Genomic DNA, 24,645 nt, shown 5'->3' with positions numbered 1-24,645 from the left:
TTGATCCCCCGATGGTCATGGTCGGTTACGGTCGCGCCGCGGCCAGCGCCACCAGCAGCGGCACCACGCGGCCCGCCGGGACCTCGTAGCGGCCGCGTCCGGCGGTGTGCAGCCAGCCGGCGCCGGTGAGTTGGCGCAGGTGGTGGTAGATCTGGCCGGTCGTGCCGATCTCCTCCAGGAGGGCCAGCTCGGCGGCGGTACGCCGGCCCCCGACGATCTCGCGCAGCAGCCGGAGCCGTATCGGATGGCCCAGCGCCGCGAAGGACTCGGCCGCCTCCGTCCAGTCCTCCCCCAGCTGGCGCTCGGTCAGGGCGCCGTCCTGCCACTCGTACTGCTCCCCCGTCGGCAGCCGTATGGCCCCGGTGAACAGCACCCCGCCATCAGGCGCGCCCGCCTCCGCGAGCTGCGCCTTGAGCCCCTCCAGGGCCCAGAAGTCGCTCTCGTGCGGCGGTCGTGGTGACGGCGGGTCGGTGCGCTCGAGGGCGGCGAGCCGCCGTTCGAGCGCGGTGAGGCGTTCCTCCAGCTCCATACCGTCCATTGTTACGTAATTACGTAATCCCGTGCAAGGGCTTGGGCGTGCGGAATTTCCGCACGCGCCCGGACACGACGAAGCCCCCGACCGGAACCCTCAGGGGGTCCGGTCGGGGGCTTCGGACGCGGCGAACGTCAGGCCGGCAGGTTGGAAGGCCGGCAGGCTCAGGCCAGCAGGCCCGGGATCGTCGCCTCGTGCGCCGTGCGGAGCTCGCTCAGCGGGATGCTGAACTCGCCCTGGACGTCGACCTCGTCGCCGTCCACCACACCGATGCGCGTCGCGGGCAGCCCCCGCGCGCCGCACATGTCCGTGAAGCGGAGCTCCTCGCTGCGCGGGACGGCCACGACCGCACGGCCGGCCGACTCGCTGAACAGGAAGGTGAAGGCGTCCAGGCCGTCCGGGACGATCAGCCGCGCCCCCTTCCCGCCGCGCAGGCAGGACTCGACGACCGCTTGGATCAGGCCGCCGTCGGACAGGTCGTGCGCCGCGTCGATCATGCCGTCGCGGGACGCCGAGATCAGGATCTCGCCCAGCAGCTTCTCCCGGTCCAGGTCCACCGCCGGCGGCAGGCCGCCCAGGTGGCCGTGCACGACCTCGGACCACGCCGAGCCGCCGAACTCCTCACGCGTGTCACCCAGCAGGTAGAGGAGCTGGCCCTCCTCCGCGAAGGCGATCGGCGTGCGGCGTGTGACGTCGTCGATCACGCCGAGCACCGCGACCACGGGCGTCGGGTGGATGGCCACGTCACCGGTCTGGTTGTAGAGGGAGACGTTGCCGCCCGTCACCGGCGTACCCAGCTGCCGGCAGCCGTCCGCCAGACCGCGCGTGGCCTCGGCGAACTGCCACATGACGCCCGGGTCCTCCGGCGAGCCGAAGTTCAGGCAGTCGGAGATGGCGAGCGGCTTGGCGCCCGAGGCGGCGACGTTGCGGTACGCCTCCGCCAGCGCCAGCTGCGCGCCCGTGTACGGGTCGAGCTTGGCGTACCGGCCGTTGCCGTCCGTGGCGATCGCGACGCCGAGGTTGGTCTCCTCGTCGATGCGGATCATGCCGGAGTCCTCGGGCTGCGCGAGGACGGTGTTGCCCTGCACGAAGCGGTCGTACTGGTCGGTGACCCACGCCTTGGAGGCCTGGTTCGGGTGCGCGACCAGCCGGAGGACCTGCTCGCGCAGCTCGTCGGCGGAGGACGGCCGGGGCAGCTTGTTGGCATCGTCGGCCTGGAGGGCGTCCTGCCACTCGGGGCGCGCGTACGGCCGGTGGTAGACCGGGCCCTCGTGCGCGACCGTGCGCGGCGGCACGTCCACGATCTGCTCGCCGTGCCAGAAGATCTCCAGCCGCTCGCCGTCCGTCACCTCACCGATGACGGTGGCGATGACGTCCCACTTCTCGCAGATCTCCATGAAGCGGTCGACGTGCCGCGGCTCGACGATCGCGCACATGCGTTCCTGCGACTCGCTCATGAGGATCTCCTCCGGCGAGAGCGAGGAGTCGCGCAGCGGCACGGTGTCCAGCTCGACGCGCATGCCGCCGGAGCCGGCGGAGGCGAGCTCGCTGGTCGCGCAGGACAGGCCCGCGCCACCGAGGTCCTGGATGCCCGCGACGAGCTTCTCCTTGAAGATCTCAAGGGTGCACTCGATGAGGAGCTTCTCCTGGAACGGGTCGCCGACCTGGACCGCCGGGCGCTTGGTCGGCTTCGTGTCGTCGAAGGTCTCCGAGGCCAGCACGGACACGCCGCCGATGCCGTCGCCGCCCGTCCGGGCGCCGTACAGGATGACCTTGTTGCCGGGGCCGGACGCCTTCGCGAGGTGGATGTCCTCGTGCTTCATCACGCCGATGCAGCCGGCGTTGACCAGCGGGTTGCCCTGGTAGCAGGGATCGAAGACGACCTCGCCGCCGATGTTCGGCAGGCCCAGGCAGTTGCCGTAGCCGCCGATGCCCGCGACGACGCCCGGCAGGACGCGCTTGGTGTCGGGGTGGTCCGCCGCGCCGAAGCGCAGCGGGTCGACGACCGCCACCGGGCGGGCGCCCATGGCGAGGATGTCGCGGACGATGCCGCCGACGCCGGTGGCCGCGCCCTGGTAGGGCTCGATGTACGAGGGGTGGTTGTGCGACTCGACCTTGAAGGTCACCGCGTACCCCTGGCCGACGTCCACGACGCCCGCGTTCTCGCCGATGCCGACGAGCAGGGCGTCGTTCTCGGGGGCCTTCTCGCCGAACTGCTTCAGGTGCACCTTGCTGCTCTTGTACGAGCAGTGCTCGGACCACATGACGGAGTACATGGCGAGCTCGGCGCCGGTCGGCCGCCGCCCGAGGATCTCGCGGATGCGCTCGTACTCGTCCTGCTTCAGGCCGAGCTCGGCCCACGGCTGCTCGACGTCCGGCGTCTCGCCGGCGTGCTTGACGGTGTCGAGGGTCATGAGGCGCTGACCAACTTCTTGAGGATCGAGGTGAAGAAACCGAGGCCGTCGGTACGGCCGGTGCCGACCAGCGGCTCCACGGCGTGCTCGGGGTGCGGCATGAGGCCCACGACGTTCCCGGCGGCGTTGGTGATGCCGGCGATGTCGCGCAGCGAGCCGTTGGGGTTCCCGTCCAGGTAGCGGAAGGCGACCCGGCCCTCGGCTTCCAGCTCGTCGAGCACGCGCTCGTCGGCGACGTACCGGCCGTCGATGTTCTTGAGGGGCACGGAGATCTCCTGGCCCTCGGTGTAGTCGCTGGTCCAGGCCGTCCCGGCGTTCTCCACCCGCAGCTTCTGGTCGCGGCAGATGAAGTGCAGGTGGTTGTTGCGCAGCATCGCGCCCGGCAGCAGGTGCGACTCGGTGAGGATCTGGAAGCCGTTGCAGATTCCCAGGACCGGCATACCGGCCTTCGCCTGCTCGATGATCGTCTCCATCACCGGCGAGAACCGCGAGATGGCTCCGGCGCGCAGATAGTCGCCGTAACTGAAGCCGCCCGCGAGAACGACCGCGTCGACCTGCTTGAGGTCCTTGTCGCGGTGCCAGAGGGAAACGGGCTCGGCGCCCGCGAGCCGGGCGGCGCGCAACGCGTCCCGGTCGTCGAGCGTGCCGGGGAAAGTGACGACTCCAATACGAGAGGTCACGACTCCACCTTTACGACGAAGTCCTCGATGACGGTGTTGGCGAGGAAGGTTTCGGCCATCTCGTGGATGCGGGCGAGGGCGGCGTCATCGACCGGCCCCTCCACTTCGAGCTCGAAGCGCTTTCCCTGGCGGACGTCGGCGATCCCGTCGAAACCGAGGCGGGGCAGTGCACGCTGCACCGCCTGTCCCTGCGGGTCGAGGATCTCCGGCTTGAGCATGACGTCGACTACGACGCGTGCCACTGGCACTCCCGGTGGTGTGTTGCGTGGGCGGTTCCCTCAGCGTACCTGTCTCCAAATTCTACGCGGGTAGAAGTCTGGAGGACCCTACAAGCGCGCCGCTCCGGCACGCCCTCCGCCGCCCTCACAACGCCGACACATCAGCGCGGAAAAATCCCGGAAAAGAAACGTCCACGACATTGCGGCCAACACGCTGATGCAATTGGCTGGGCTTCACAATGTGACGCCTTTCGCTGTACAAAGGAAACCAGAGGAAAGCGGCATTGCCTCTCAACAGCCGTAAAGTCGGTATCTCCGCACGTCAGCGCGGCGATACCGCAGGAAAGGACCGATATCCGTGGCTCAGCGCGTAGTGGTCACGCTCTTCGACGACATCGACGGAGGCGAAGCGACGGAAACGGTCATGTTCGGCCTCGACGGTAAGACGTACGAGATCGACCTCAATGCAGCCAACGCAAAGAAACTGCGCAAGGCGCTCGCCCCCTACGTCGCGGCCGGCCGCAAGCGCTCCGGCGGCGGCGGAGCCGGTGCGGGAACGGGGGGCGCGGGCAAGGCGAGGGCCGCGCGCTCCGCCTCGTACACGCACACCTCCCTCGAACCCGACCCGGCGGCCGTACGCGCCTGGGCGCAGGCCCACAAGATGGACGTGCCGGCCCGGGGCCGGATCCCCAAGCGGGTGTACGAGGCCTTCCGCGAGGCCGGCTGAGGCCGCCCGACGATCTTCGACTTGCGCGACACCCGGGGTGATCCGCTAGAGTCTGGATCACGCCGAGGGGCAAGGCCGGAAAGGCCCCACCTCACGGAGCGTGCGGGTGTAGTTCAGTAGTAGAACATCCCCCTTCCAGGGGGAAGGCGCAGTGTGCGATTCCTGTCACCCGCTCTACATCGCTTACCAACCACTTCGGTGGATCAGGTACAGTGGTGTTCGCACCGCCCGGTGAAAGCCGGTCGGGAGCACTGCGGACGTGGCTCAGTTGGTAGAGCATCACCTTGCCAAGGTGAGGGTCGCGAGTTCGAATCTCGTCGTCCGCTCAGAGTACGAAGGCCCCGGTCATCACGACCGGGGCCTTCGGCGTATATCGGCCCAGGGCCCGGCCGGATGACATTTGTCATCGAGGACCGGTGACAGCACGGCCTGACCGCGCGCGCCCGGCGGCGACAGCCTTGAGGCATGACCACCCACGTGATTGAGGCGGCGGACCTCCAACGCCGGTACGCCGACGGCTTCGATGCTGTGAAGGGGATCACCTTCTCCGTGGCGCGCGGTGAGATCTTCGCCCTGCTCGGGACGAACGGCGCCGGCAAGACCTCCACCGTCGAGCTACTGGAGGGCCTCGCCGCCCCGAGCGGCGGCCGGGTGCGGGTCCTCGGCCACGACCCCTACCGCGAACGGCCCGCCGTACGGCCCCGGATCGGCATGATGCTCCAGGAAGGCGGCTTCCCCTCCGACCTGACAGTCGCCGAGACCGTACGGATGTGGTCGGGCTGCACCAGCGGGGCCCGGCCCGCCGGGGAGGCGCTGGAGATGGTGGGCCTGTCCGCCCGCTCCCGTGTGCGCGTCAAGCAGCTGTCGGGCGGTGAGCGGCGGCGGCTGGACCTCGCGCTGGCCCTGCTCGGGCGGCCCGAGGTGCTGTTCCTGGACGAGCCGACGACCGGACTCGACGCCGAAGGGCGCCGCGACACCTGGGAGTTGGTGCGGGCCCTCCGCGAAGACGGCACGACCGTGCTGCTGACCACGCACTACCTGGAGGAGGCGGAGACGCTGGCGGACCGGCTGGCGATCCTGCACCAGGGGCGGATCGTGACGGCCGGCACCCCGGCGGAGGTCACCGCCTCCCGCCCGGCCCGCATCCGCTTCGTCCTGCCCCACGGCGTGCCCGCCGGGCGGCTCCCGCTGTCCCTGCTCGCGGCCGCCGACGGGCGCCGCGTCGAGATCCGGACGCACGCCTTGCAGGACGCGCTCGGCGAACTGCTGCTGTGGGCGCGGGAGCACGACGTACGGCTGGAGGGGCTGGACGCCCGGTCGGCCTCGCTCGAAGAGGCCTTCCTCGAGATCGCTTCCCAGAACGCCTCGCAAGACGCCTCGCAGGATGCCTCCCAGAGCGTCGCTTCCGCGGAGAAGGTAGGTGCGTGACATGACCACGATGACCGATCGCATGGGCGCGCTGGGCTGCGCCGAGCTGACCCTCCTCGTACGCAACCGGTACGCCCTCTTCGTCGCGCTCGGCATGCCGCTGCTCATGGTCGGCTTCATGCGCAGCTCGCTCGACCAGGTCGGCCTGGAGAAGACCGGCATGAGCGCGCTCGAAGCCTCGCTGAGCGGCGGCATCGTGATGGCGCTGCTGCTCGTCGTGTATCTGAACCTCGTCTCGGCGTACGTGGCGCGGCGCGAGGAACTGGTGCTCAAGAGGCTGCGCACGGGCGAGGCGTCGGACCGGGAGATCCTGGCCGGGACCGCGCTGCCGGCGGCGGTGCTCGCGGTGGCGCAGTGCGCGCTGATGGTGGCGGCGGGGACGGCGTTCCTCGACGTACGGGCCCCGCAGCGGCCCGATCTGCTGGTGCTCGGCACGGTGTTGGGGGTGGTGCTGCTGACGGGGCTGGCGGCGGCGACGGCCGGGTTCACCAGGACCGTGGAGAGCGCGCAGATCACGACGATGCCGCTGTTCGTGGTGTCGTCGATCGGGTCCGGGCTCTTCCTGCCGCTGGAGGTCTTCCCGGAGAAGGTGGCCTCGGTGTGCGAACTGCTGCCGCTCACCGGCGTGATGACGCTCGTACGCGCCGGATGGCTGGGCGGCGGCGACGCGGGCGAGCTCGCCGGTGCGGCCGCCACCGCGCTGGTCTGGATCGCCGTCTCGGTGTTTGCTGTGCGGCGGTGGTTCCGCTGGGAGCCGCGTCGCTGAGGGGGGCGAGGAGACATGAGGCTGACAGGGTGGTGGAGCCGGCGCAGCAATCCGGAGAAGGTCGAGCTCTACACCCGTTGGTCGTACCACGCCTTCGCGGTGATCGAGGTGCTGTCGATCGGGCTGGGGGTGCTGGGAGGGGCGCCGCAGCCACTGGGCGGGTGGCTGTTCCTGCTGGTGTGCGGGCATTCCGCACTGGGCGGGGTGCTCGCCTCGCGGGCCTTCGACTGGACCGTGGGGCGGCGGGCGCGCCCGTACCGGCTGATGGTGGCGCACGGGGTGGCGTCGTGCCTGCTCGCCGCGGGTGGGTTGGCGCTGCGGCGGTTCGGCGCGCTGGACGACGTGGGGGCCGCCGCGTATCTGGTGGTGGGGATGCTGGGCTTCGGCATCGGCGGCGTGGTGCTGGGGCTGACGAAGGTCCGGCACATGCTGTACCTGGTGCTGGCGGCCGCCGTCGGCGCCGGACTCGTCTCGTCCGCGCTCGGGATGCCGCTCCCGGACGTCGTCGGCTTCTCGGTCGGGAGCGCGATCGGGGGGCTGCTGCTGGCCTTCACCAGCGGCTTCTCGGGGTGGCTGCTGCGCGCGGTGTGGGAGCTCGACGCGGCGCGCGAGCTCCAGGCCCGGCTGGCGGTGGCGGAGGAGCGGCTGCGCTTCGGGCGGGACCTGCACGACGTGATGGGGCGCAACCTGGCGGTGATCGCGCTCAAGAGCGAGCTGGCGGTGCAGTTGGCGCGGCGGGGCGTGACCGAGCACGCGGTGGAGCAGATGGCGGAGGTCCAGCGGATCGCGCAGGACTCCCAGCGGGAGGTGCGGGACGTGGTGCGCGGCTACCGCGAGGCGGACCTGCACACCGAACTGGACGGCGCGCGGAGCGTGTTGGCGGCGGCCGGGATCGTGTGCCGGGTCGAAGCGGCGGCGACGGAGCTCCCGGTGCTTCCGGCGCGGGCGCAGTCGGCGCTGGCGTGGGTCGTACGGGAGGCCACGACGAACGTGCTGCGGCACGGGGACGCGCGCCACTGCACGGTGGTGGTGCGCGCGGAGGAGGGGTGCGCGGTGCTGGTGGTCGAGAACGACGGGGCGGGGACGGGGCCGGGGACGGGACCGGGAGCCATTCCGGGTGCCGGCTCGGGGGTCGGCTCGGGCCTTGCGGGGCTCCGGGAGCGGCTCGCGGCGCTGGACGGCACGCTGGACGCCGGCTGGGTGCGGGGCGGCCGGTTCCGGGTGACGGCCCGGGTCCCGGCGGTCGCGGACGCGGGGGTGCCCACCGGGGCCGAAGCCGCCGAGGAGGTGCCCTCGCCGTGACAGGGACAGGGATACCGATGGGGTCGCCCGTGCGCGTGCTGCTCGCCGACGACGAGCACCTGATCCGGGGCGCGCTGGCCGCGCTGCTCGGGCTGGAGGACGATCTCGTGGTCGTCGCCGAGGCGGCCTCCGGCCCCGAGGCGCTCGCCATGGCGCGGGCCCACCGGCCCGACGTGGCGGTGCTGGACCTCCAGATGCCGGGCGCCGACGGTGTGAAGGTCGCCACATCGCTGCGGACCGAGCTCCCGGCCTGCCGGACCATGATCGTGACGAGTCACGGCCGCCCGGGGCACCTGAAGCGGGCGCTCGCGGCGGGTGTGCGCGGCTTCGTGCCGAAGACCGTCAGCGCCCAGCGGCTCGCCGAGATCATCCGTGCCGTCCACGCGGGACACCGTTACGTGGACCCGGAGTTGGCGGCCGACGCGATCTCCGCCGGGGACTCGCCGCTGACCGCGCGGGAGGCCGAGGTGCTGGAGCTCGCGGCGGACGGGGCGCCGGTCGCGGAGATCGCGGAGCGGGCGTCGCTGTCGCCGGGGACCGTACGGAACTACCTCTCCTCCGCCGCGTCGAAACTGGGTGCCGAGAACCGTCATACGGCGGTGCGTCTCGCGCGCGAGCGAGGTTGGGTATAGTGGTTCCGCGCGACAGCGCATGCGGACGTAGCTCAGTTGGTAGAGCGCAACCTTGCCAAGGTTGAGGTCGCGAGTTCGAGCCTCGTCGTCCGCTCCAGTGAGAACAGTGAAAGCCCCCGGCCGGTCGGCCGGGGGCTTTCGCGTGCTCACGCCCAGGTGGTGCCGGTCAGCCGCTCGTACGCCTCGACGTACTTGCCGCGCGTCGCCGCCACGACCTCCGCCGGAAGCGCGGGGGGCGGGCGCTCGCTCGTGCGGTCCCAGCCGGAGGCCGGGGAGGTCAGCCAGTCGCGTACGTACTGCTTGTCGTACGAGGGCTGGGCGTGGCCCGGCTCCCAGGTGTCGGCCGGCCAGAAGCGGGAGGAGTCCGGGGTCAGGACCTCGTCGGCGAGGACCAGGCCGCCGTTCGCGTCGTGGCCGAACTCGAACTTGGTGTCGGCGAGGATGATGCCCCGGTCGCGGGCGATGTCGCGGGCGCGGGAGTAGACGGCGAGCGTCGTCTGGCGCAGCTGGGCGGCGGTCTCCGCGCCGACCTGGCGGGCGACCTCCTCGTACGACACGTTCTCGTCGTGGTCGCCGACGGCCGCCTTGGTGGCGGGCGTGAAGATCGGCGCGGGGAGCTCGGAGCCGTCGCTGAGGCCCTCGGGGAGCGCGAGGCCGCAGACCGTGCGGCTCTCGACGTACTCGGTGAGGCCCGAGCCGGTGAGGTAGCCGCGGGCCACGCACTCGACGGGGATCATGCGCAGGGAGGTGCAGACCAGGGTGCGGCCGGCCCAGTCGGCGGGGGCGCCGGCGGGGAGCTCGGTCGACAGCACGTGGTTCGGGATCAGGTCGGCGAGCTGGTCGAACCACCACAGCGACAGCTGGGTGAGGACGCGGCCCTTGTCCGGGATCTCGGTGGGGAGCACCCAGTCGTACGCGGAGATGCGGTCGCTGGCGACCATGACGAGGTCGCCCGCCTCGTTCTGGTACAGGTCGCGCACCTTGCCGGTGTGCAGGTGTACCAGGCCCGGAACCTCGACTGGCTCGGGCTTTTCTACGAATCCGGACACGGTTCCTCCCCGTGGTTTGGTCCCAACGCTCCGATTGTCCCGCATGCGGAGGCGCCGGCCTCGGCCAGGGGGTTCAGGGGGCTGTTTAGTCCCGTTTGCAGATGCGGTCCAGGAGGTTGGCCGTGGCGCGCTGGATGCGGAGGTCGACATGACCCGGGCGGTCCAGGGCGGGTGACCAGGCGAACGTGCCGGAGGCGAAGACGAGGGCGCCGGAGGGGGCGCGGTAGAGGGATGTCTCCTGGTGGCGCAGGGAGTCGTCCCTGTCGCGGTAGGGGGAGTGGGCGAGCAGGATGCGGCGCTGGTGCTCGGGGAGGGCGGTGCGCGGGAAGTAGCGGTCGGCCTCGCCGGCGACCAGGCCCGGCAGCTCGTCGCCCTCTCCGGCGCCGGTGGCCTCCCAGAGCCAGTGGTCGGCGTTGCGCACCACCATGGGGTGCGGCTCGGGGACGTGGCCCGCGTACTGGATGCCGAGGAGCTGCTGCTCGGGACGGTCGACCTCGCGCCAGAGGGCCGGTTTGCCCGGGCCGCGGCGTTTTCGGCAGGTGAGGAGGCGGTCGGGGACTCCGGAGGGGGACGGGCCGAGCTCGACCTGCCAGTACATGGTGTTGGCGGAGAGGAAGACGAGCGAGGTGCCGTGGTCGCGGGCGGACTCGACGGTACGGCGCATGGGGACCGACCAGTACTCGTCGTGGCCCGGGAAGACCAGGCCGCGGTAGCGGGTCGGGTCGACGCGGCCGGCGTGCAGGTCGCGGGCGTCGGCGTAGGCGAGGTCGTAGCCGTACCGCTCGGCCCAGCGGATGAAGTCGTAGGCGTGGCCCACGTGGAGCGGGAGCCCGGCCCCGGCGTACGGGCGGTCGAAGGAGACCGTCGTCGCCGCGTCCTCCTCGCCGAGCAGGCGGCCGTCCTCGTCCCAGGCGTGGTAGAGGCTGGCGCCGGTGCGGCCGTCCTCGGGGTAGAGGTTGTAGGCCTGCCAGGTGATGTCGGGGAGGAGCAGGAGCAGGTCGGCGGGGTGCTGATCGCGGACCGTGAAGGGGATGTGGGAGCGGTAGCGGCCGTCGACGGTGGTCAGGACGGCGACGTACGCGCCGACCGACCAGTACGAGGGCACCTGGAGGCGCCAGGAGAGCCACCAGTGGTGGCAGGAGACCGTGCGGTCGGCGGTGAGCGGGTCGGGCTGGACGATGCCGGGCAGGCGCGGGCTGGTGATGATTTTCGAGGCGCCGTCACCGGCGTAGTGCCCGATGCGATAGATGTCGACCGAGAACGGCTGGGGCGGGTCCACGGTGATGTGGAAGTCGATCGCCTCGCCGGGTGCGACGGCACCGGTGGAGGCGAAGCCCTTGATCTGGCGGTGTACGTCGTCGGCGGAGCGCGGTCCGCCGTGGCCGCCGCGCGCGAGGGCGGGGTCGGCGTACCAGGGGACGACCTGGCCGGTGTCCCCGATGTACTGCTCGCTGCCGCGCAGCCAGGGCAGCGGGCCCTGACCGAACGGATCGGTCACGGCGTGGGCGAGCGCTCCCGATTCCCACCGCCGAATCTGTTCCGCCCCCATGTTGCGCCCCTCCCTTGATTCCCCCGTGGTCCGATGATCGATTCGTGCACCGCTGGTGCGGTGGCTGTCAGTGCCGATCCCCAGCACATCACATACCGCACGCAGTCCGTCACCGTTCGTCGTTAATTGGCGGGAACGGAGCACGGCATTCCGGTCGTAGGGGGGTGTTCCGGGCGCCGGGGTCCGGCCTCGGCACGGCCTCTGGTGCGGCGGTGGGGGCCGCAGTGGGTGCGGCAGTGGGTGCCGTGGCCGCCGTCGTCAGGCGAGGCGGACGGGCTTTTCGGGGCGTACGCCGACGGCGGCGAGCCAGGCGCGCAGGGGCTCGGGGTCGGCGTCCTCGACGAGCGTGAGGACCGGTCCGGCGAGGTCGGCACGCCGCTTGCCTTCGACGAGCAGGGCGGGCCCGTCCAGCCAGTCGAGTCCGGGCGCGGCACCCGCCGTGTCGACGGCGGCGCAGCAGACCATGGCCGTGACGTGATCGACGAGCAGCTCACGGCCGCTGCGGGGCGGCTGGAGCGGGAACAGCGGCAGCTGTTCGCCGCCTGCCCCGGGCCAGCCGAGCGCGAGCTCGGCGGAGGCGGAGAGGGCGGGCGCGAGAGCGGGTGCGGCGGGCTCGGTGGCCGCGGCGGGTCCGGCGGGTGCGGCGGCTGTGGGCTCCTCGGCGGACCTGTCGGCGGGCCAATCCGGAGCCTGTGCGCCGCCGAGGGCCGGGGCCTCGGGGCCGGCGTCCGCCGCGCCACCGGAGGGGAGCGGTGAGTCGTCCGGTCCCGCAGCACCGGCGTGATCCGGCCACGCGGCTGCGGCGTCGGGCGCAGGAGACGCTTGGGGTTCTTGCGGTGCAGGAGGCGACTGAGGCGCGGTCTCCTCGGCGGCGAGGGCCGCGGTGATGGCCTCCGCCAGGGGATCGGCGGTCTGCGGGGCCGTCAGGTGGTCGAGGACGCGCGCCAGCGAGGGCTCGGTGGCGCCGCGGCGGACGCCCAGGCCGTCCAGGGCGCGGTGCAGGCGGGCCGCCTCGGTGCGCCATTTCCGGTCGACGACCTCGTCCGGATACTGCTGCCAGTCCACCGGGGCCCAGTCGGGGCCCGGCACCGCGGGACCGCCATGGAAGAGGCGGGCGGCGAGCAGCGAGGCGGCCTCGTCGACGAGCCCGGGCTCCTCCAGCAGGTCGCACGCGGGCCGCTCGCCCAGCCGGGAGGCGAACCCCTCCGCGAGCCGGTCGCGCCGGGACAGCTCGGTGAGCGCGGAGACCACGCCCGCGTCCAGCCGGCACGGCCAGCGGCCCATGCGCCAGGCGGGCAGCGCGACCCGCGTCAGCAGCCGGTCCCAGCCCGCGTACGCGAGCCCGACCTGCTCCTGGGCGACGATCCGCAGGCCGTAGTCCACAGCCTGTGCGCGCTCGGACGCGGCGGCCGCGACCCCGCGCTCCATCTCCGCGACATGCGCCTGACAGCCCCGCAGCAGCAGCCGGGCGACCGCCCCCACGAACCGCGCCCCCGCCCTCCGTACCGGATCGAGCCCCGGCCGGGCCGCGACCGCGACGGCCGCGTCCAGGCCCCGTACGAAACGGCGTGCCGCGGCTATGTCGGGGTGCGCCGACGGCCCCGTACCGGCCACGACCGGCGCCAGCACCGCCCGCAGCTCGGCCACGCGCATCCACCACAGGAACGGCGAGCCGATGACGAGGACGGGGGCCGCGCCCTGGCGGTTGCCCTGGCGGTGGGCGGCGGGTATGCCGTGCGCCCGGTGCGTGCGGTCCTCGAGCCAGCTGTCGCAGTCGGGGGTCAGCGCTATCGCCGACGGCACGGGCACGTCCAGCCGGGCGGCCAGGTCCTCGACCATCCGGTACAGATCGGGCGCCGACTCCTCCGCGATCTCCACCGTCGGGCTCAGGGCGGGCCGGGCCCGGGCGATCACGGCGCCGACGGCCACGGCCGCGAGCAGCACGATCACCGCGACGGCCGTCACCACCCAGCGCACCGCGTCCCAGCCGCCGCCGGCCAGGTGCCCGGTGGCGGCCCCGGACCACAGGACGACCGCGAGCGCCGCGGGCAGCAGCGCGACGGCCACGGCCCGGCCGCGCAGGCGCAGCACGGCGAGGGCACGGGCGCGTGCGGCCCGCGCACCCCGCTCCTCACCCATTCCGGCATCGGACATGGACATGGCCGTACGTCACCCCCTCCTGCCCTGCGGCGGACTGCCCTGCGGTGGCGTTGCTCATTCCCCCACTGTGGCACCCGCCACTGACATCGCAATGTCGGTGGGCCAAGTGCCGGAACGCCTGCGCGGCACCCTAGTTGGGGTGTCGGCAGGCGTCATCCGGATAGCCCCGCCGTCACTCGATGGAATGGCTTTGGGCAAAGGTGTGGACGGTTCGGGCCGTCCCGGGGTTCACTGCGCGGTTACTCCCGGGCTACTGCCCGGCCGGGTGTTCGGCGGCCTTGCGTGCGATGTCCGTACGGTGCTGCGCGCCCTCCAGACGGATGCGACCGACCGCCGCGTACGCCCGCTCGCGCGCCTGCGCGAGGTCCTTGCCGGTCGCGGTGACCGACAGCACCCGCCCACCGGCGCTCTCGACGGCGTCCCCGTCCCGCTTGGTCCCGGCGTGCAGGACGTACGCGTGCGGCGCGTCCTCGGCCGCGACCTCGTCCAGGCCCTCGATCACATCGCCGGTACGCGGCGTTCCGGGGTAGTTGTGCGCGGCGACGACCACGGTGACGGCGGCGTCGTCGCGCCAGTTCAGCGGCGGCTCGGCGTCGAGGGTGCCCTTGGCGGCGTTCAGCAGGACGCCCGCGAGCGGCGTCTTGAGGCGGGCGAGCACGACCTGCGTCTCGGGGTCGCCGAAGCGGGCGTTGAACTCGATGACCCGGACGCCGCGCGAGGTGATGGCGAGCCCCGCGTACAGCAGCCCGCTGAAGGGCGTGCCGCGGCGGCGCAGCTCGTCGACGGTGGGCTGGAGGACGGTCGCCATGACGTCGTCGACCAGCTTGGGGTCGGCCCAGGGCAGCGGCGAGTACGCGCCCATGCCGCCGGTGTTCGGGCCCTCGTCGCCGTCGAGGGCGCGCTTGAAGTCCTGCGCCGGGGTGAGCGGCAGGACGGTGCGGCCGTCGGTGATCGCGAAGAGGGAGACCTCGGGGCCGTCGAGGTACTCCTCGATGACGACGCGGTCGCAGGAGAGCGCGTGCGCGCGGGCCTGCTCGATGTCGTCGGTCACGACGACGCCCTTGCCCGCCGCGAGGCCGTCGTCCTTGACGACGTACGGAGCGCCGAAGGCGTCGAGCGCCGTGTCGATCTCGTCGGGCGTGGTGCAGACGTACGAACGGGCCGTGGGCACACCCGCGGCGGCCATCACGTCCTTGGCGAACGCCTTGGAGCCCTCCAGCTGGGCGGCCTCCTTGGAGGGGCCGAAGCAGGGGATGCCGGCCGCCCGTACGGCGTCGGCGACGCCGGCGACGAGCGGCGCCTCCGGGCCGACGACGACCAGGTCGGCCGCCAGGCCGGTGGCGAGGCGGGCGACGGCGGCGCCGTCGAGGGCGTCCACCTGATGGAGCTCGGCGACCTCCGCGATTCCGGCGTTGCCGGGCGCGCAGTGCAGAGCGGTGACGTCGGGATCGAGGGAGAGGGAGCGGCACAGGGCGTGTTCGCGGGCGCCGCCGCCGATGACGAGGACCTTCACGCCAGCCAGGGTAGCCCGCGGGGGCGGGTACCCCTTGTGCGGGATGCCGAGCCACCCTCCCCTACTCGTTCGTATATTCCTCCACCACGGTGGCGCCGAGCTCGCGGACGATCAGTTCGTGACCGGAGAGGGCCGAGTCGACGAGGTCGGGATCGTCGTCCTCCGGCATGTCGTCCTCGGGCGCGACCGACCGCGGCGCGGACGAGGGCGCGGCCTGCTGCGGCGGGGGCGAGGAGGCCCGGCCCTGAGGCGCGGGCGCTCCGGTCCCCGCTACCGGGGCCTGCGGCGACTGCTGGACGGGGCGGGGGGCGGAGGCCTGCGGTGCGGGCGCGGCGGGGCCCGGCGCCTGGGACGGGCGGCCGCCGTAGCCACCGCCTCCACCGCCACCGCCACTTCCGCCGCCGTACGCCGGCGGGGGCGCGGAGCCGCCCGACGGGTCGATGATCGCCTCGATCTTCCACTGGACGTGGAACTGCTCGGCGAGCGCCTGCTTGAGCACCTCCTCGCTGCCGCTGCTCGCGAAGTTGTCCCGGGCTCCGGCGTTGAGGAACCCGAGCTGGAGGGTGGTGCCGTCGAACCCGGCGACCTGGGCGTTCTGACTCAGGAGGATCCAGGTGAAGCGGCGGCGGTTCTTGACCGCTTCGAGGATGTCGGGCCACATGTTCCGCACCTGGGCGGCGCCCTGGGCCGTGCCGACGGGTGCGGGAGCCGGAACCCCTGGGGCGGCGGCGGCCGGGGCAGGGGCCTCGGGCTGCGGCTGGGCCGCCTGAGCCGTGGGCCAGCCGCCGGGGCGCCGGGCCTCGCCCTGCGAACCGGGCGCGGAGGCGGTCGGCCAGGCGCCGGGCCGCGCGCCGGACTCCCGGGAGCCGGGGGCCGCGGCGGAGGGCCAGGCGCCGGGGCGGGCCTCGGCGGGGGGCTGCGGGGCGGGGGCGTGCTCCGGCTCGACGGGCGCGGGAGCGGGGGAGGGGGCGGGAGCGGGAGCGAGGGCGGGAGCCGGAGGTGCGGCGGGCGCGGGGGCGTCCCCGCGTACCGCCGCGCGGGCGGCGGCGGGCCCTCCGCCCGGGGGGACGGGGGCGACCGGCGCGGCCTGCACGTGGGCCTCGGGGCCGGGCACGTACCCCATGGCGGGCCCCGGTCCGCCCGGCTGGAAGGCGGTCGCGGGAACGACGGAGCCCCGCTCCAGCCGGTCGAGCCGGGCCATCATCGCGCGCTCGTCGCTGAACGCGGCGGGCAGCAGCACGCGCGCGCAGATCAGCTCCAGCTGCAGCCGCGGCGAGGTGGCACCGCGCATCTCGGTCAGCCCGGTGTTGACGATGTCGGCCGCGCGGCTGAGCTCGGCGGCCCCGAAGACGGAGGCCTGCGCCTGCATGCGCTCGACCACGTCGGCGGGTCCGTCGATGAGCCCCTTCTCGGCGGCGTCCGGCACGGCGGCCAGGATCACCAGGTCGCGCAGCCGCTCCAGCAGGTCGGCGACGAACCGGCGCGGGTCGTTGCCGCCCTCGATGACCCGGTCCACGATCTCGAACGCCGCCGCGCCGTCCCCGGACGCGAAGGCGTCCACGACCGCGTCGAGGAGCGAGGCGTCGGTGTAGCCGAGGAGGGCCGTCGCCATGGCATACGTCACACCCTCCTCGGTGGCCCCGGCCAGCAGCTGGTCCATGACGGACATCGAGTCACGCACCGACCCGGCCCCGGCCCGCACGACCAGCGGCAGGACGCCGTCCTCGACGGGGATCTGCTCCTTGCCGCACACCTCGGCGAGATAGTCCCGCAGGGTGCCGGGCGGTACGAGCCGGAACGGATAGTGGTGCGTACGCGAGCGGATCGTCCCGATGACCTTCTCGGGCTCGGTCGTCGCGAAGATGAACTTGAGGTGCTCCGGAGGCTCCTCGACCACCTTCAGCAGGGCGTTGAAGCCCGCCGGGGTGACCATGTGGGCCTCGTCGATGATGTAGATCTTGTACCGGCTGCTCGCCGGGCCGAAGAAGGCCTTTTCCCGCAGGTCACGGGCGTCGTCCACGCCACCGTGCGAGGCGGCGTCGATCTCGATGACGTCGATCGACCCCGGCCCGTTCCGCGCGAGGTCCCGGCAGGACTGGCACTCGCCGCAGGGCGTGGGCGTGGGCCCCTGCTCGCAGTTCAGACACCGGGCGAGGATGCGCGCACTGGTGGTCTTGCCGCATCCCCGCGGCCCGCTGAACAGGTACGCGTGATTGACCCGGTTGTTCCGCAGGGCCTGCTGCAGCGGGTCAGTGACATGCTCCTGCCCGATGACCTCGGCGAAACTCTCGGGACGATAGCGGCGGTACAGCGCAAGGGACGACACCCTTACGACGATATCGGGCCCCACCGACAACCGACCCGCCCCGCGAAGGCGAGGATCCGCACACGCAAGCGCCCCCCACGCACCCGCCAGAGCCGACCTACCCTTGCTGCCTTCCGGCCCTGGGGGAGTTCAGTCAGATAGCGCCACGTGAGGGGCTGCGCCCAGCGTACCCGATCCCACGGGCCCTCGGTCCACCCCGGGCGCCCCTCCGGGAGGGCCTCGGGATCGGGTTCGCGAGCACTCCTCAACGTCTTGTATTGTTTGCGGCGGAGGATTCGCCTAGAGGCCTAGGGCGCACGCTTGGAAAGCGTGTTGGGGGCAACCCCTCACGAGTTCGAATCTCGTATCCTCCGCCAGTGCCTCACCGGGCACGATGTCGAAGGGCCCCACCGCTTGCGGTGGGGCCCTTCGACGTGTCCGTCCCGGTTTCCGTCTCAGCTCCCGTACAACCGCTCGGCCCGATCATGAGTCTGATCCTGCACGGCACTTCCGTGCCCGATCTCTTCTCATGGGGGTTCACCTTGCAGGTCCGCTCCACCGGCACCCGTCTGGCCACGGCCGTCACGGCCGTCCTTGCCGTCACGGCCCTCGGCGCCGGCACGCTGGCCGCGGCCCCGGCCGCCTTCGCCGCCACTCCGGGCTCCTTCCCGGGCTCCTTCTCCGGCTCCGGCTCGGCCGAGGCGGCCGACGCCCTTCCCGTCTACCCGGAGGGCACCGACCTCGGAGGTGTGGGCACCTCCGGATTCCTCACCTACTCGTTCGCGCAGGACGGCACCCGGAAGCTGCTCTGGACGCCGTACGACGGCGGCGCCTCGACGCCGCTCCAGGAGCCCGAGGACGGCGGTTGGACCATGGGGGCCGGTGACGTGCTCGTCCTCGGCGACGACGGCTGGTCCGCTCAGATGCGTTCGCTCACCCTGCGGAACATGGCCGATCCCTCCGCCCCGGGCGTCGACATCGACCTCGGCGCGCTGAACGGCAACTACGTGGCCGTGCTGAGCCCGACGAGTGTCCTCGCGCAGCTGACGAAGGACGACGGCACGGCGGAGCTGCACGTCGTGAACAAGGACGGCGCCACGACGACCACCCGCAAGGTGGCTGGGCTGCCCGCGGACGCCACCGATTTCTTCGGCTCGAGGGTCCAGGACGGTTCCGTTCTGGTCGGGTACGAGACGGGTCCGGCGGGCGCGCGGACCGGCGGCCGGGCGCTGGTCGACGTGGCGGCCGGGACGGTGACCGCGACGTACGCAGCCGCGGAGTCCGGGATCGGCTACGGCGGTCTTGCGTTCTCCGGTTCGCACGTGACCTGGTACGAGTACGAGTCCGGCACCGGCGGGCTCATCCGGTCCGTCGACCGCGTGTCGGGCGAGGTGAAGCGGACCGTCCTGGGCCGCCACACCGACGAGTGGTACACCTCGCTCGTGGGCGACTGGCTGGTCTACGGCAACCCCACGACGCCGGTCAAGGCCGTCTCCCTCACCACCGGCGAGATCCGCGACCTCCTGGACTCCGGCTCCGCGTCGATGGCCACGGGCGACGGCAGCGCGGTGGTACACGGCGCGCGGGCCGCCGACGGCGAGGGGCTGTTCCGGATCGCGGCCGGAGCGGACGGCGCCCCGACGGTCACCAAGGTGGCGGCAAGCGGGAGCCCCGTCGCCGCCGGTGTGGAGATCGAGCAGGTCCACATCCCCGAGGTGGCGTACCTCGACAAGACCGGCGGCAAGGTGACGCTGGGCTGGACGCTGTCGCGCCGCGACGCCTACCTGGACGTCACGCTCACGCACGTCACCACGGGCAAGGAGTTCCAGAAGCGCGTGGACGCCCCGGCCACCGGGACCCTCTTCAGCTACACCTGGGACGGCATCATCGGCGGCGTGGACGCGCCGAACGGCACGTACGCGGTGGAGGCCGAGGCGACGCCGCTCGACGGCATCGGCGAGCCCGCCTACGAGGGCTTCCTCATGGCGGTCGCCCGGACGGACAACCCGCACGACTACACCCATAACGGCTCCACCGACGTCCTCGCCCGGGACGCCGCCGGCGTGCTGTGGCGCGACGACCTGCTGGACCGGCCGGTCAACGGCCTGGTCAAGCCCGCTCAGCGCACTCGGGTCGGCGCAGGCTGGCAGACGTACAAGCAGATCGAGGCCGTCGGCAACCTCGCGGGGAACGAGGTCGGCGACCTCATCGCCCTCGACGGCTCCGGTGTGCTCTGGCACTACCTCGGCAAGGGCGACGGGACCTTCGCGACCCGCGCCCGCGTCGGCAGCGGCTGGGGCGTCTACAACAAGCTCACCGGCGGCTCGGACCTCAATGGCGACGGCCGCACCGACCTCCTCGCCACGGACACCGCCGGCGTGCTGTGGTTCTACAAGGGCACGGGCTCCGCCACCGCCCCCTTTGCCACCCGCGTGCGGGTCGGCAGCGGTTGGGGCGTCTACAACCAGCTCACCGCCGTCGGGAACATCGCCGGTACGGCCGCCGGGGATCTGGTCGCCCGCGACACCGCCGGCGTCCTCTGGCTGTACCAGGGCAACGGCCGCGGCGGCTTCTCCACCCGCGTGCGGATCGGCGGCGGCTGGGGCGCCTTCACCCAGCTCGTCGGCGCCGGTGACGTCGACAGCGACGGGCGCCCGGACCTGATCGCGTACGGGGCTGGCGGCACGTACGTCTACCGCTCGACGGGCTCCACCACCGCGGTCTTCAGCCGTCAGTCGACGTCGCTGTACGCGGGCGAGGGTTCCAAGTTCAACAACGTCGCATAACCGTTCGGTTTCCTCGGCCGGCGCAGAGGGCCGGACCGCCGCTTTCCACGGGCTCGAAGCGCTCCTCGACGGGCTCGCGGCCCGGCTGGAAACCGCGTGAGCCCCACGGCAAAAGACCGGCGGGGGCCGGAGAGATCCGGCCCCCCGCCGGGGGTTCAGCTGGTACGCGTGCGGCTCAGCCGTTCGCGTCGGCCTTGCGGCGGCGGACGATGATCATCGCGCCGGCGCCCAGGGCCACCGCGACGCCGCCCGCGAGGGCGATCTGCGGCACGGCCGAGGAGGAGCCGGTCTTGGCGAGGCTGCCCGTGGCGGCGGTCACCGGCTGGGTGGACGTCACGCCCTGCGGCGTCGTGGCCGGGGTGCGCGGGGTGGTGCCGCCGGGCTTGGCGTCGTCGACCTTGCCCGGCTTGGTGCCCGCGGGGGCGATCGTGAAGGGGTACTCCTGAAGCTCCGGGGTGTACCCGCAGGTGTCGTCGTTGTAGTAGTCACCGGCGGCCAGGGCGATGCCGTCGCCGGCCGGGGCCTTGGCGTCGACGGTCAGGCGCAGCTTGATGTCGGCGTGGGCGCCGGCCTTCAGCGGGCTGATGGTGTCGAGGACGTCGAAACCGTCGACGGTCTTCCACGCGGGGGACGTGGCGGAGGACCACTGCAGCCGCAGCAGGTCGTCGATCGACTCGAAGTCGGCCTTGTCCATGGCGTGGACGCCGACGAGCGGGTCCACCTCGTCCATCGTCTTGTCGGTGCCGTTGGTGACGCGCAGGGTGAAGTTCACCGTCGTACCGGCGACGACCTTGGACGGCAGACCGGTCACCACGGTGGTGAGCTTCGGCTCGGGGACGCAGTCGCCCAGGTCCTCGTCGTCGCCTTCGTCACCCTCGTCGCCCTCCTCCGCCTTGGCGTCGGCGAGCGCCTTGTCGGCGGCCTCCTTCGCCTTGAGGGCGTCGGCGGAGGCCTTCTGGGCCTGGCCGTAGGCGCGGAAGGCGGCGACGTGGGCGTCGCTCTCCGCCTTGCGGGCGTCCGCGGCCTTGGTGTCGGCGGCCGTCTTGGCCTCCGCGGCGGCCTTGGCCACGGCCTCGGCGTCGTCGACGGCCTTCTGCGCGGCGGCCTTCTCCTCGTCCGTGGCGTCCGCGGGCAGCGCCTGCTGCTTGGCCTTCGCGGCGGCGAGCGCCTCGTCGGCGGCGGTCTGCGCGGCGGCGGCGTCCGCCGCCTCCTTCGCGGCGGCCTTGGCGGCGACGGCGTGCGGGGCGGTGTCGGACAGCGCCGCCTCCAGGGCGGCGTAGGCGGCCTTCTCCGCGACGACAGCCGCGTCGTACGCCTTCCGCGCCTCGGCGGCGGCCTTCTCCAGCTCCTCGATGGAAGCCTTGGAGGCCTTCGATGCCTGGGCGGCCTTGGAGTCCTGGGACTGCGACGCCGTCGGCTTGGTGTCGGCGTACGCGGGGGTGACGGACAGCATCACGACGGGCGTCGTCACGGCAGCGGCGACGGCCGTTGCGAGAATGCGTCGGATCTTCACTAGAGCCCTTTTCTGGGTCCGAAAGAGTGGGAGCGGCCACGGCGGGGTGGAGCTCACGCAACGCGGCCGACGATGGGGTGATCGTATGACCGCGATAAAGGCGCGGGAAGCTCAATTCCCTTGGCTTTTCCGGCCGGACGCGCCGCCGTCGGCCGACATAGAAGGGCAACAGGGGCAGTTGCCCACAGTGTCTGCGATTTCTCTGTGACTCATGTCACATGCTGCGCTCGCAGGAGCCAGGCTTCCCTGTGAGAGTGGCCCTGAGGGGGCGGCACCGCATCCGAGGAGCGACGACATGAAGTACCTGGTCATGGTGCAGGGCTCGCAGGCCGACTACGACGCGATGAACGGCAAGGCCTCCGAGCGGTATCCCGCCTGGAGCGAGGACGACGTACAGGCGATGTTCGCCTTCATGGAGAAGATCAACGAGGGCCTCGCCCGCTCGGGCGAGATGCTGGACGGCCAGGGGCTGGCCGAGCCCGCCCCACCCGCTTCGTCACGGCGGGCGAGGACGGGCGTCCGGTGGTCGCCGACGCCCCGTACGACCGGACCGAGACGCTGATCGCCGGCTACTGGGTGCTCGACTGCGACAGCCTCGACCGCGTCACCGAGATCGCCGCGCGCATCGCGCAGTGCCCCGTGCCCGAGGGCTCGCCCGACTATCCGGTCGTCATCCGGCCCATCCTGGAGAGCGGCCGCGACATCTGAGCCCCCGCCGGCCATGGGCTTCCCCCACGGCCGTCAGTGCGCGTGTACGCCCGTCATCCGCGGTTTCGCACGCGGTACGAGGACGAGGGCGACGGCCGCGCTCGCCGCGCCCACCGCCGCGCAGACGGCGAACGCGGTGGCGAAGCCGCCTGCCGCACCGCCCCCCGCACCACCCGCCGCACCGCTCACCGCACCGCTCACCGCACCGCTCACCGCACCGCTCACCGCACCGCCCCCGATGCCCGCCGCCGCGACGGTCGACAGCACCGCGACCCCGACCGAACCGCCCACCTCGTGGAAGGTGTTGACGACGCCCGACGCCAGCCCGGCCTTGTGAGGGTCCGTCAGCGCGAGTGCCGTGGCCGTGGCGGTGACGAAGACGGCCCCGATGCCGGACGACGCGACGACCAGCCCCGGCAGCAGCCCCGCGTACACGCTCGGACGGTCGCCGAGCCAGGTCAGCGGTACGCACCCGGCGGCGGCGACCAGCAGTCCGGCGACCGCCGTCGGCCTGCTGCCGAGCCGCCCCACCAGCCGCGACCCGAGGTGCGCGCCCAGCCCGGTGGCGAGGGCGACCGGCAGGAAGACGAGCCCGGTGCGCAGGGCGCTGAAGCCCCGCACGTGCTGGAGGTAGACCGAGCCGAGGAAGAAGAACCCGATCAGCAGCGCGGTCGCGACCAGCATCAGGAACGCGCCCGCGACCACCGGGCGCCGCCCGAACATGCGCAGGTCCATCAGCGGCGCCCGGCTCGCCCGCTCGACCGCGGCGAACGCCCCGTACAGCACGAGCGCCCCGAGCAGCGGCACCAGCGTGGCGGCCGCGCCCCAGCCGGAGTCGCCCGCCTCGACCAGGCCGTAGATCAGGGCGCCGGTACCGGCGGTGACGAGCAGGGCGCCCGGCACGTCCACCCGCGCGGGCCGGGCCGGGCTCGGCGGTACGACGGCGGGCAGCGCCACCAGCAGCGCGAGGCCGACAGGGACGTTGACGTAGAAGACCCACGGCCAGCCCGGCCCGTCCGTCAGGGCGCCGCCGAGCAGCACCCCGGCGGCGGAGCCGGTGCCGCCGATCGCCGCCCACACGCCGAGCGCCTTGTTCCGCTCGGCGCCGTGGAAGGCGGTGGTGACGAGGGACAGCGCGGCGGGCGAGAGCACGGCCGCGCCGACGCCCTGCGCGACGCGCCCGCCGATCAGCGTCGCCGCGCTCTCCGCGAGCCCGGTGACCAGCGACGCGGCGGTGAAGAGCGCCAGCCCGGCGAGGAGCGTGCGGCGGGCGCCGAGCACGTCGGCGAGCCGTCCGCCGAGCAGCATGAGGCCGCCGAAGCACAGCGTGTACGCGGTGACGACCCAGGTCAGGGTCGTACGGTCCAGGCGCAGGTCGGCGGCCATGTCGGGGAGGGCGACGTTCACGACGGTGACGTCGAGGATCAGCATGAACTGCGCGAGGCAGATCAGCGCGAGGGCGGCCCAGCGGCGGGGGTGGGGCAGCGCGGCGGTGAGTGAGGGGGAGCAGGCATGCGTCATGAACTGAACTGTACGGTTCGGTTCATCTGAACTCAACAGTTCAGGTGAACTTGGTCGTACAGTTCCCGGTGCTAGCCTCACCGCATGCCACCCGCACCCGACGCGAAGCAGCCCCAGGCGAAGCAGCCCAAGACGAAGCCCGAGGCAAAGCAGCCCGGCGCGAAGCAGCCCCCCACCGGCCCGCGCGCCGCCCGCAAGCGGCAGGCCATCGTCGAGGCCGCCCGCGCGCTCTTCCTGCGCGAGGGCTTCGGCGTCGGCATGGACGCCATCGCCGCCGAGGCGGGCGTGTCCAAGGTGACCGTCTACAACCACTTCGGCAGCAAGGAAGCGCTCTTCACCGCCGTCATCGCGGGCGCGCTCGACGAGACCCTCGACGACGACTCCTCCGCCGCCCTCGCCCGGCTGGCCGACACCGAGGACGCCGGCGACCTGCGCGCCGCCTTCCTCGACGCCGCGCGCGGCTGGGTCCACGCCGTCCGCGCCAACCAGGACGTCGCCGCCCTGCGCACCCTCGTCGCGACCGAGCTCCACCGCTTCCCCCAGCTCGGCGAGGCCTGGCGCACCCACGGCCCGGCGGGCCACCACCCCGCCGTCGCCGACGCCCTGCGCACGCTGGCCGACCGGGGCCGGCTCGCCGTCCCGGACCTGGAGGCGGCGGTGGTCCAGCTGTACGCGCTGCTGGTCTTCCCGCACATGGTGTTCGGCCAGTACGGCGCCGACCTCGACGAGGACCTGACCGAACGGCTCCTCGCGAGCGGTGTCGACATGTTCCTGACGTACTACGGGACCGAACGCTCGCCCGTACGGCGTACGCCGTAAGCCGCCCCCGCCGTGCGGCCGCC

The 24,645-nt window shown here is 72.8% G+C and carries 18 protein-coding genes, 4 tRNA genes, 1 other RNA gene and 1 pseudogene; 12 read left to right on the top strand and 12 right to left on the bottom strand.

Annotated features, from left to right (window positions below):
• Positions 1-25 precede the first annotated feature (25 nt).
• The 4 genes from ABZX67_RS01380 to purS all read right to left on the bottom strand — a co-directional run bounded on the left by ABZX67_RS01380 (position 26) and on the right by purS (position 3,868).
• Positions 26-529 (bottom strand): winged helix-turn-helix domain-containing protein, encoded by a 504-nt coding sequence (locus ABZX67_RS01380; protein ID WP_355352603.1) that lies wholly within the window; start codon positions 527-529, stop codon positions 26-28.
• A 167-nt stretch (positions 530-696) separates the two neighbouring features.
• Positions 697-2,946: a phosphoribosylformylglycinamidine synthase subunit PurL gene (gene purL / locus ABZX67_RS01375; protein WP_355352600.1), complete on the bottom strand. Its 2,250-nt coding sequence runs from the start codon at positions 2,944-2,946 to the stop codon at positions 697-699.
• The gene (purQ, locus tag ABZX67_RS01370) at positions 2,943-3,626 is read right to left on the bottom strand and encodes a phosphoribosylformylglycinamidine synthase subunit PurQ (protein WP_355352597.1); all 684 of its coding nucleotides are present in this window, start codon (positions 3,624-3,626) and stop codon (positions 2,943-2,945) included. The genes purL and purQ overlap by 4 nt, the downstream gene beginning before the upstream one ends.
• Positions 3,623-3,868: a phosphoribosylformylglycinamidine synthase subunit PurS gene (gene purS, locus ABZX67_RS01365; protein ID WP_215092426.1), complete on the bottom strand. Its 246-nt coding sequence runs from the start codon at positions 3,866-3,868 to the stop codon at positions 3,623-3,625. The genes purQ and purS overlap by 4 nt, the downstream gene beginning before the upstream one ends.
• A gap of 334 nt (positions 3,869-4,202) precedes the next feature.
• Between purS and ABZX67_RS01360 the strand changes: the two genes are divergently transcribed.
• The 8 genes from ABZX67_RS01360 to ABZX67_RS01325 all read left to right on the top strand — a co-directional run bounded on the left by ABZX67_RS01360 (position 4,203) and on the right by ABZX67_RS01325 (position 8,796).
• On the top strand, positions 4,203-4,571 hold the full coding sequence (locus ABZX67_RS01360; RefSeq protein ID WP_355352592.1) for an Lsr2 family protein: 369 nt from the start codon (positions 4,203-4,205) through the stop codon (positions 4,569-4,571).
• Positions 4,572-4,673: 102 nt separating this feature from the next.
• Positions 4,674-4,745 (top strand) — tRNA-Gly (locus tag ABZX67_RS01355).
• Between the two features lie 79 nt (positions 4,746-4,824).
• A tRNA-Gly gene (locus ABZX67_RS01350) sits at positions 4,825-4,897 on the top strand.
• A 139-nt stretch (positions 4,898-5,036) separates the two neighbouring features.
• Complete coding sequence (locus ABZX67_RS01345) at positions 5,037-5,999, top strand: ABC transporter ATP-binding protein (protein WP_355352589.1); 963 nt, start codon at positions 5,037-5,039, stop codon at positions 5,997-5,999.
• 1 nt (position 6,000) lies between these two features.
• Positions 6,001-6,765 carry an ABC transporter permease gene (locus ABZX67_RS01340; RefSeq protein ID WP_355352586.1) on the top strand — a complete coding sequence of 255 codons (765 nt, stop codon included), beginning with the start codon at positions 6,001-6,003 and terminating at the stop codon, positions 6,763-6,765.
• A 15-nt stretch (positions 6,766-6,780) separates the two neighbouring features.
• Positions 6,781-8,067, top strand: a complete 1,287-nt coding sequence (locus tag ABZX67_RS01335) for a histidine kinase (RefSeq protein WP_355352583.1) — start codon at positions 6,781-6,783, stop codon at positions 8,065-8,067.
• 17 nt (positions 8,068-8,084) lie between these two features.
• Entirely contained in the window at positions 8,085-8,699 is a 615-nt protein-coding gene (locus ABZX67_RS01330; RefSeq protein ID WP_355352580.1) for a response regulator transcription factor, read from the top strand.
• Positions 8,700-8,720: 21 nt separating this feature from the next.
• Positions 8,721-8,796 (top strand) — tRNA-Gly (locus tag ABZX67_RS01325).
• A 49-nt stretch (positions 8,797-8,845) separates the two neighbouring features.
• On the opposite strand, the gene ABZX67_RS01320 is transcribed toward ABZX67_RS01325, so the two are convergent.
• From ABZX67_RS01320 to ffs, 6 genes are all read right to left on the bottom strand, one after another.
• Complete coding sequence (locus ABZX67_RS01320; RefSeq protein ID WP_355352577.1) at positions 8,846-9,748, bottom strand: phosphoribosylaminoimidazolesuccinocarboxamide synthase; 903 nt, start codon at positions 9,746-9,748, stop codon at positions 8,846-8,848.
• Between the two features lie 85 nt (positions 9,749-9,833).
• Complete coding sequence (locus ABZX67_RS01315) at positions 9,834-11,297, bottom strand: N,N-dimethylformamidase beta subunit family domain-containing protein (protein ID WP_355352574.1); 1,464 nt, start codon at positions 11,295-11,297, stop codon at positions 9,834-9,836.
• A 258-nt stretch (positions 11,298-11,555) separates the two neighbouring features.
• A complete protein-coding gene (locus ABZX67_RS01310) occupies positions 11,556-13,451 on the bottom strand; it encodes a hypothetical protein (protein ID WP_355352571.1) in 1,896 nt (631 codons plus the stop codon).
• A gap of 256 nt (positions 13,452-13,707) precedes the next feature.
• Positions 13,708-14,970 carry a phosphoribosylamine--glycine ligase gene (purD, locus tag ABZX67_RS01305; RefSeq protein WP_355352568.1) on the bottom strand — a complete coding sequence of 421 codons (1,263 nt, stop codon included), beginning with the start codon at positions 14,968-14,970 and terminating at the stop codon, positions 13,708-13,710.
• Between the two features lie 61 nt (positions 14,971-15,031).
• Complete coding sequence (locus ABZX67_RS01300; protein WP_355352565.1) at positions 15,032-17,296, bottom strand: DNA polymerase III subunit gamma and tau; 2,265 nt, start codon at positions 17,294-17,296, stop codon at positions 15,032-15,034.
• Between the two features lie 61 nt (positions 17,297-17,357).
• An RNA gene (gene ffs, locus ABZX67_RS01295) (signal recognition particle sRNA small type) lies at positions 17,358-17,456 on the bottom strand.
• 108 nt (positions 17,457-17,564) lie between these two features.
• On the opposite strand from ffs, the gene ABZX67_RS01290 reads away from it, so the two are divergent.
• Positions 17,565-17,652: transfer RNA gene (locus ABZX67_RS01290), tRNA-Ser, on the top strand.
• 108 nt (positions 17,653-17,760) lie between these two features.
• Positions 17,761-20,061: a VCBS repeat-containing protein gene (locus ABZX67_RS01285; protein ID WP_355352562.1), complete on the top strand. Its 2,301-nt coding sequence runs from the start codon at positions 17,761-17,763 to the stop codon at positions 20,059-20,061.
• A 175-nt stretch (positions 20,062-20,236) separates the two neighbouring features.
• On the opposite strand, the gene ABZX67_RS01280 is transcribed toward ABZX67_RS01285, so the two are convergent.
• Positions 20,237-21,532, bottom strand: coding sequence for an LPXTG cell wall anchor domain-containing protein (locus tag ABZX67_RS01280; RefSeq protein ID WP_355352559.1), 1,296 nt, complete (start codon positions 21,530-21,532; stop codon positions 20,237-20,239).
• Between the two features lie 337 nt (positions 21,533-21,869).
• On the opposite strand from ABZX67_RS01280, the pseudogene ABZX67_RS01275 reads away from it, so the two are divergent.
• A pseudogene (locus tag ABZX67_RS01275) lies at positions 21,870-22,282 on the top strand (YciI family protein).
• A 33-nt stretch (positions 22,283-22,315) separates the two neighbouring features.
• Here ABZX67_RS01275 and ABZX67_RS01270 read toward each other — a convergent pair.
• Positions 22,316-23,803, bottom strand: a complete 1,488-nt coding sequence (locus ABZX67_RS01270; RefSeq protein WP_355352556.1) for a DHA2 family efflux MFS transporter permease subunit — start codon at positions 23,801-23,803, stop codon at positions 22,316-22,318.
• Between the two features lie 84 nt (positions 23,804-23,887).
• Between ABZX67_RS01270 and ABZX67_RS01265 the strand changes: the two genes are divergently transcribed.
• Entirely contained in the window at positions 23,888-24,622 is a 735-nt protein-coding gene (locus tag ABZX67_RS01265) for a TetR/AcrR family transcriptional regulator (protein WP_355352553.1), read from the top strand.
• Positions 24,623-24,645 lie beyond the last annotated feature (23 nt).

Source organism: Streptomyces sp. NPDC003036 (genome assembly GCF_040611175.1).
In the GTDB taxonomy this organism is placed as follows: domain Bacteria; phylum Actinomycetota; class Actinomycetes; order Streptomycetales; family Streptomycetaceae; genus Streptomyces.
The sequence above is the reverse complement of the archived record's forward strand: the minus strand, read 5'-3'. Positions and strand labels throughout refer to the sequence as shown.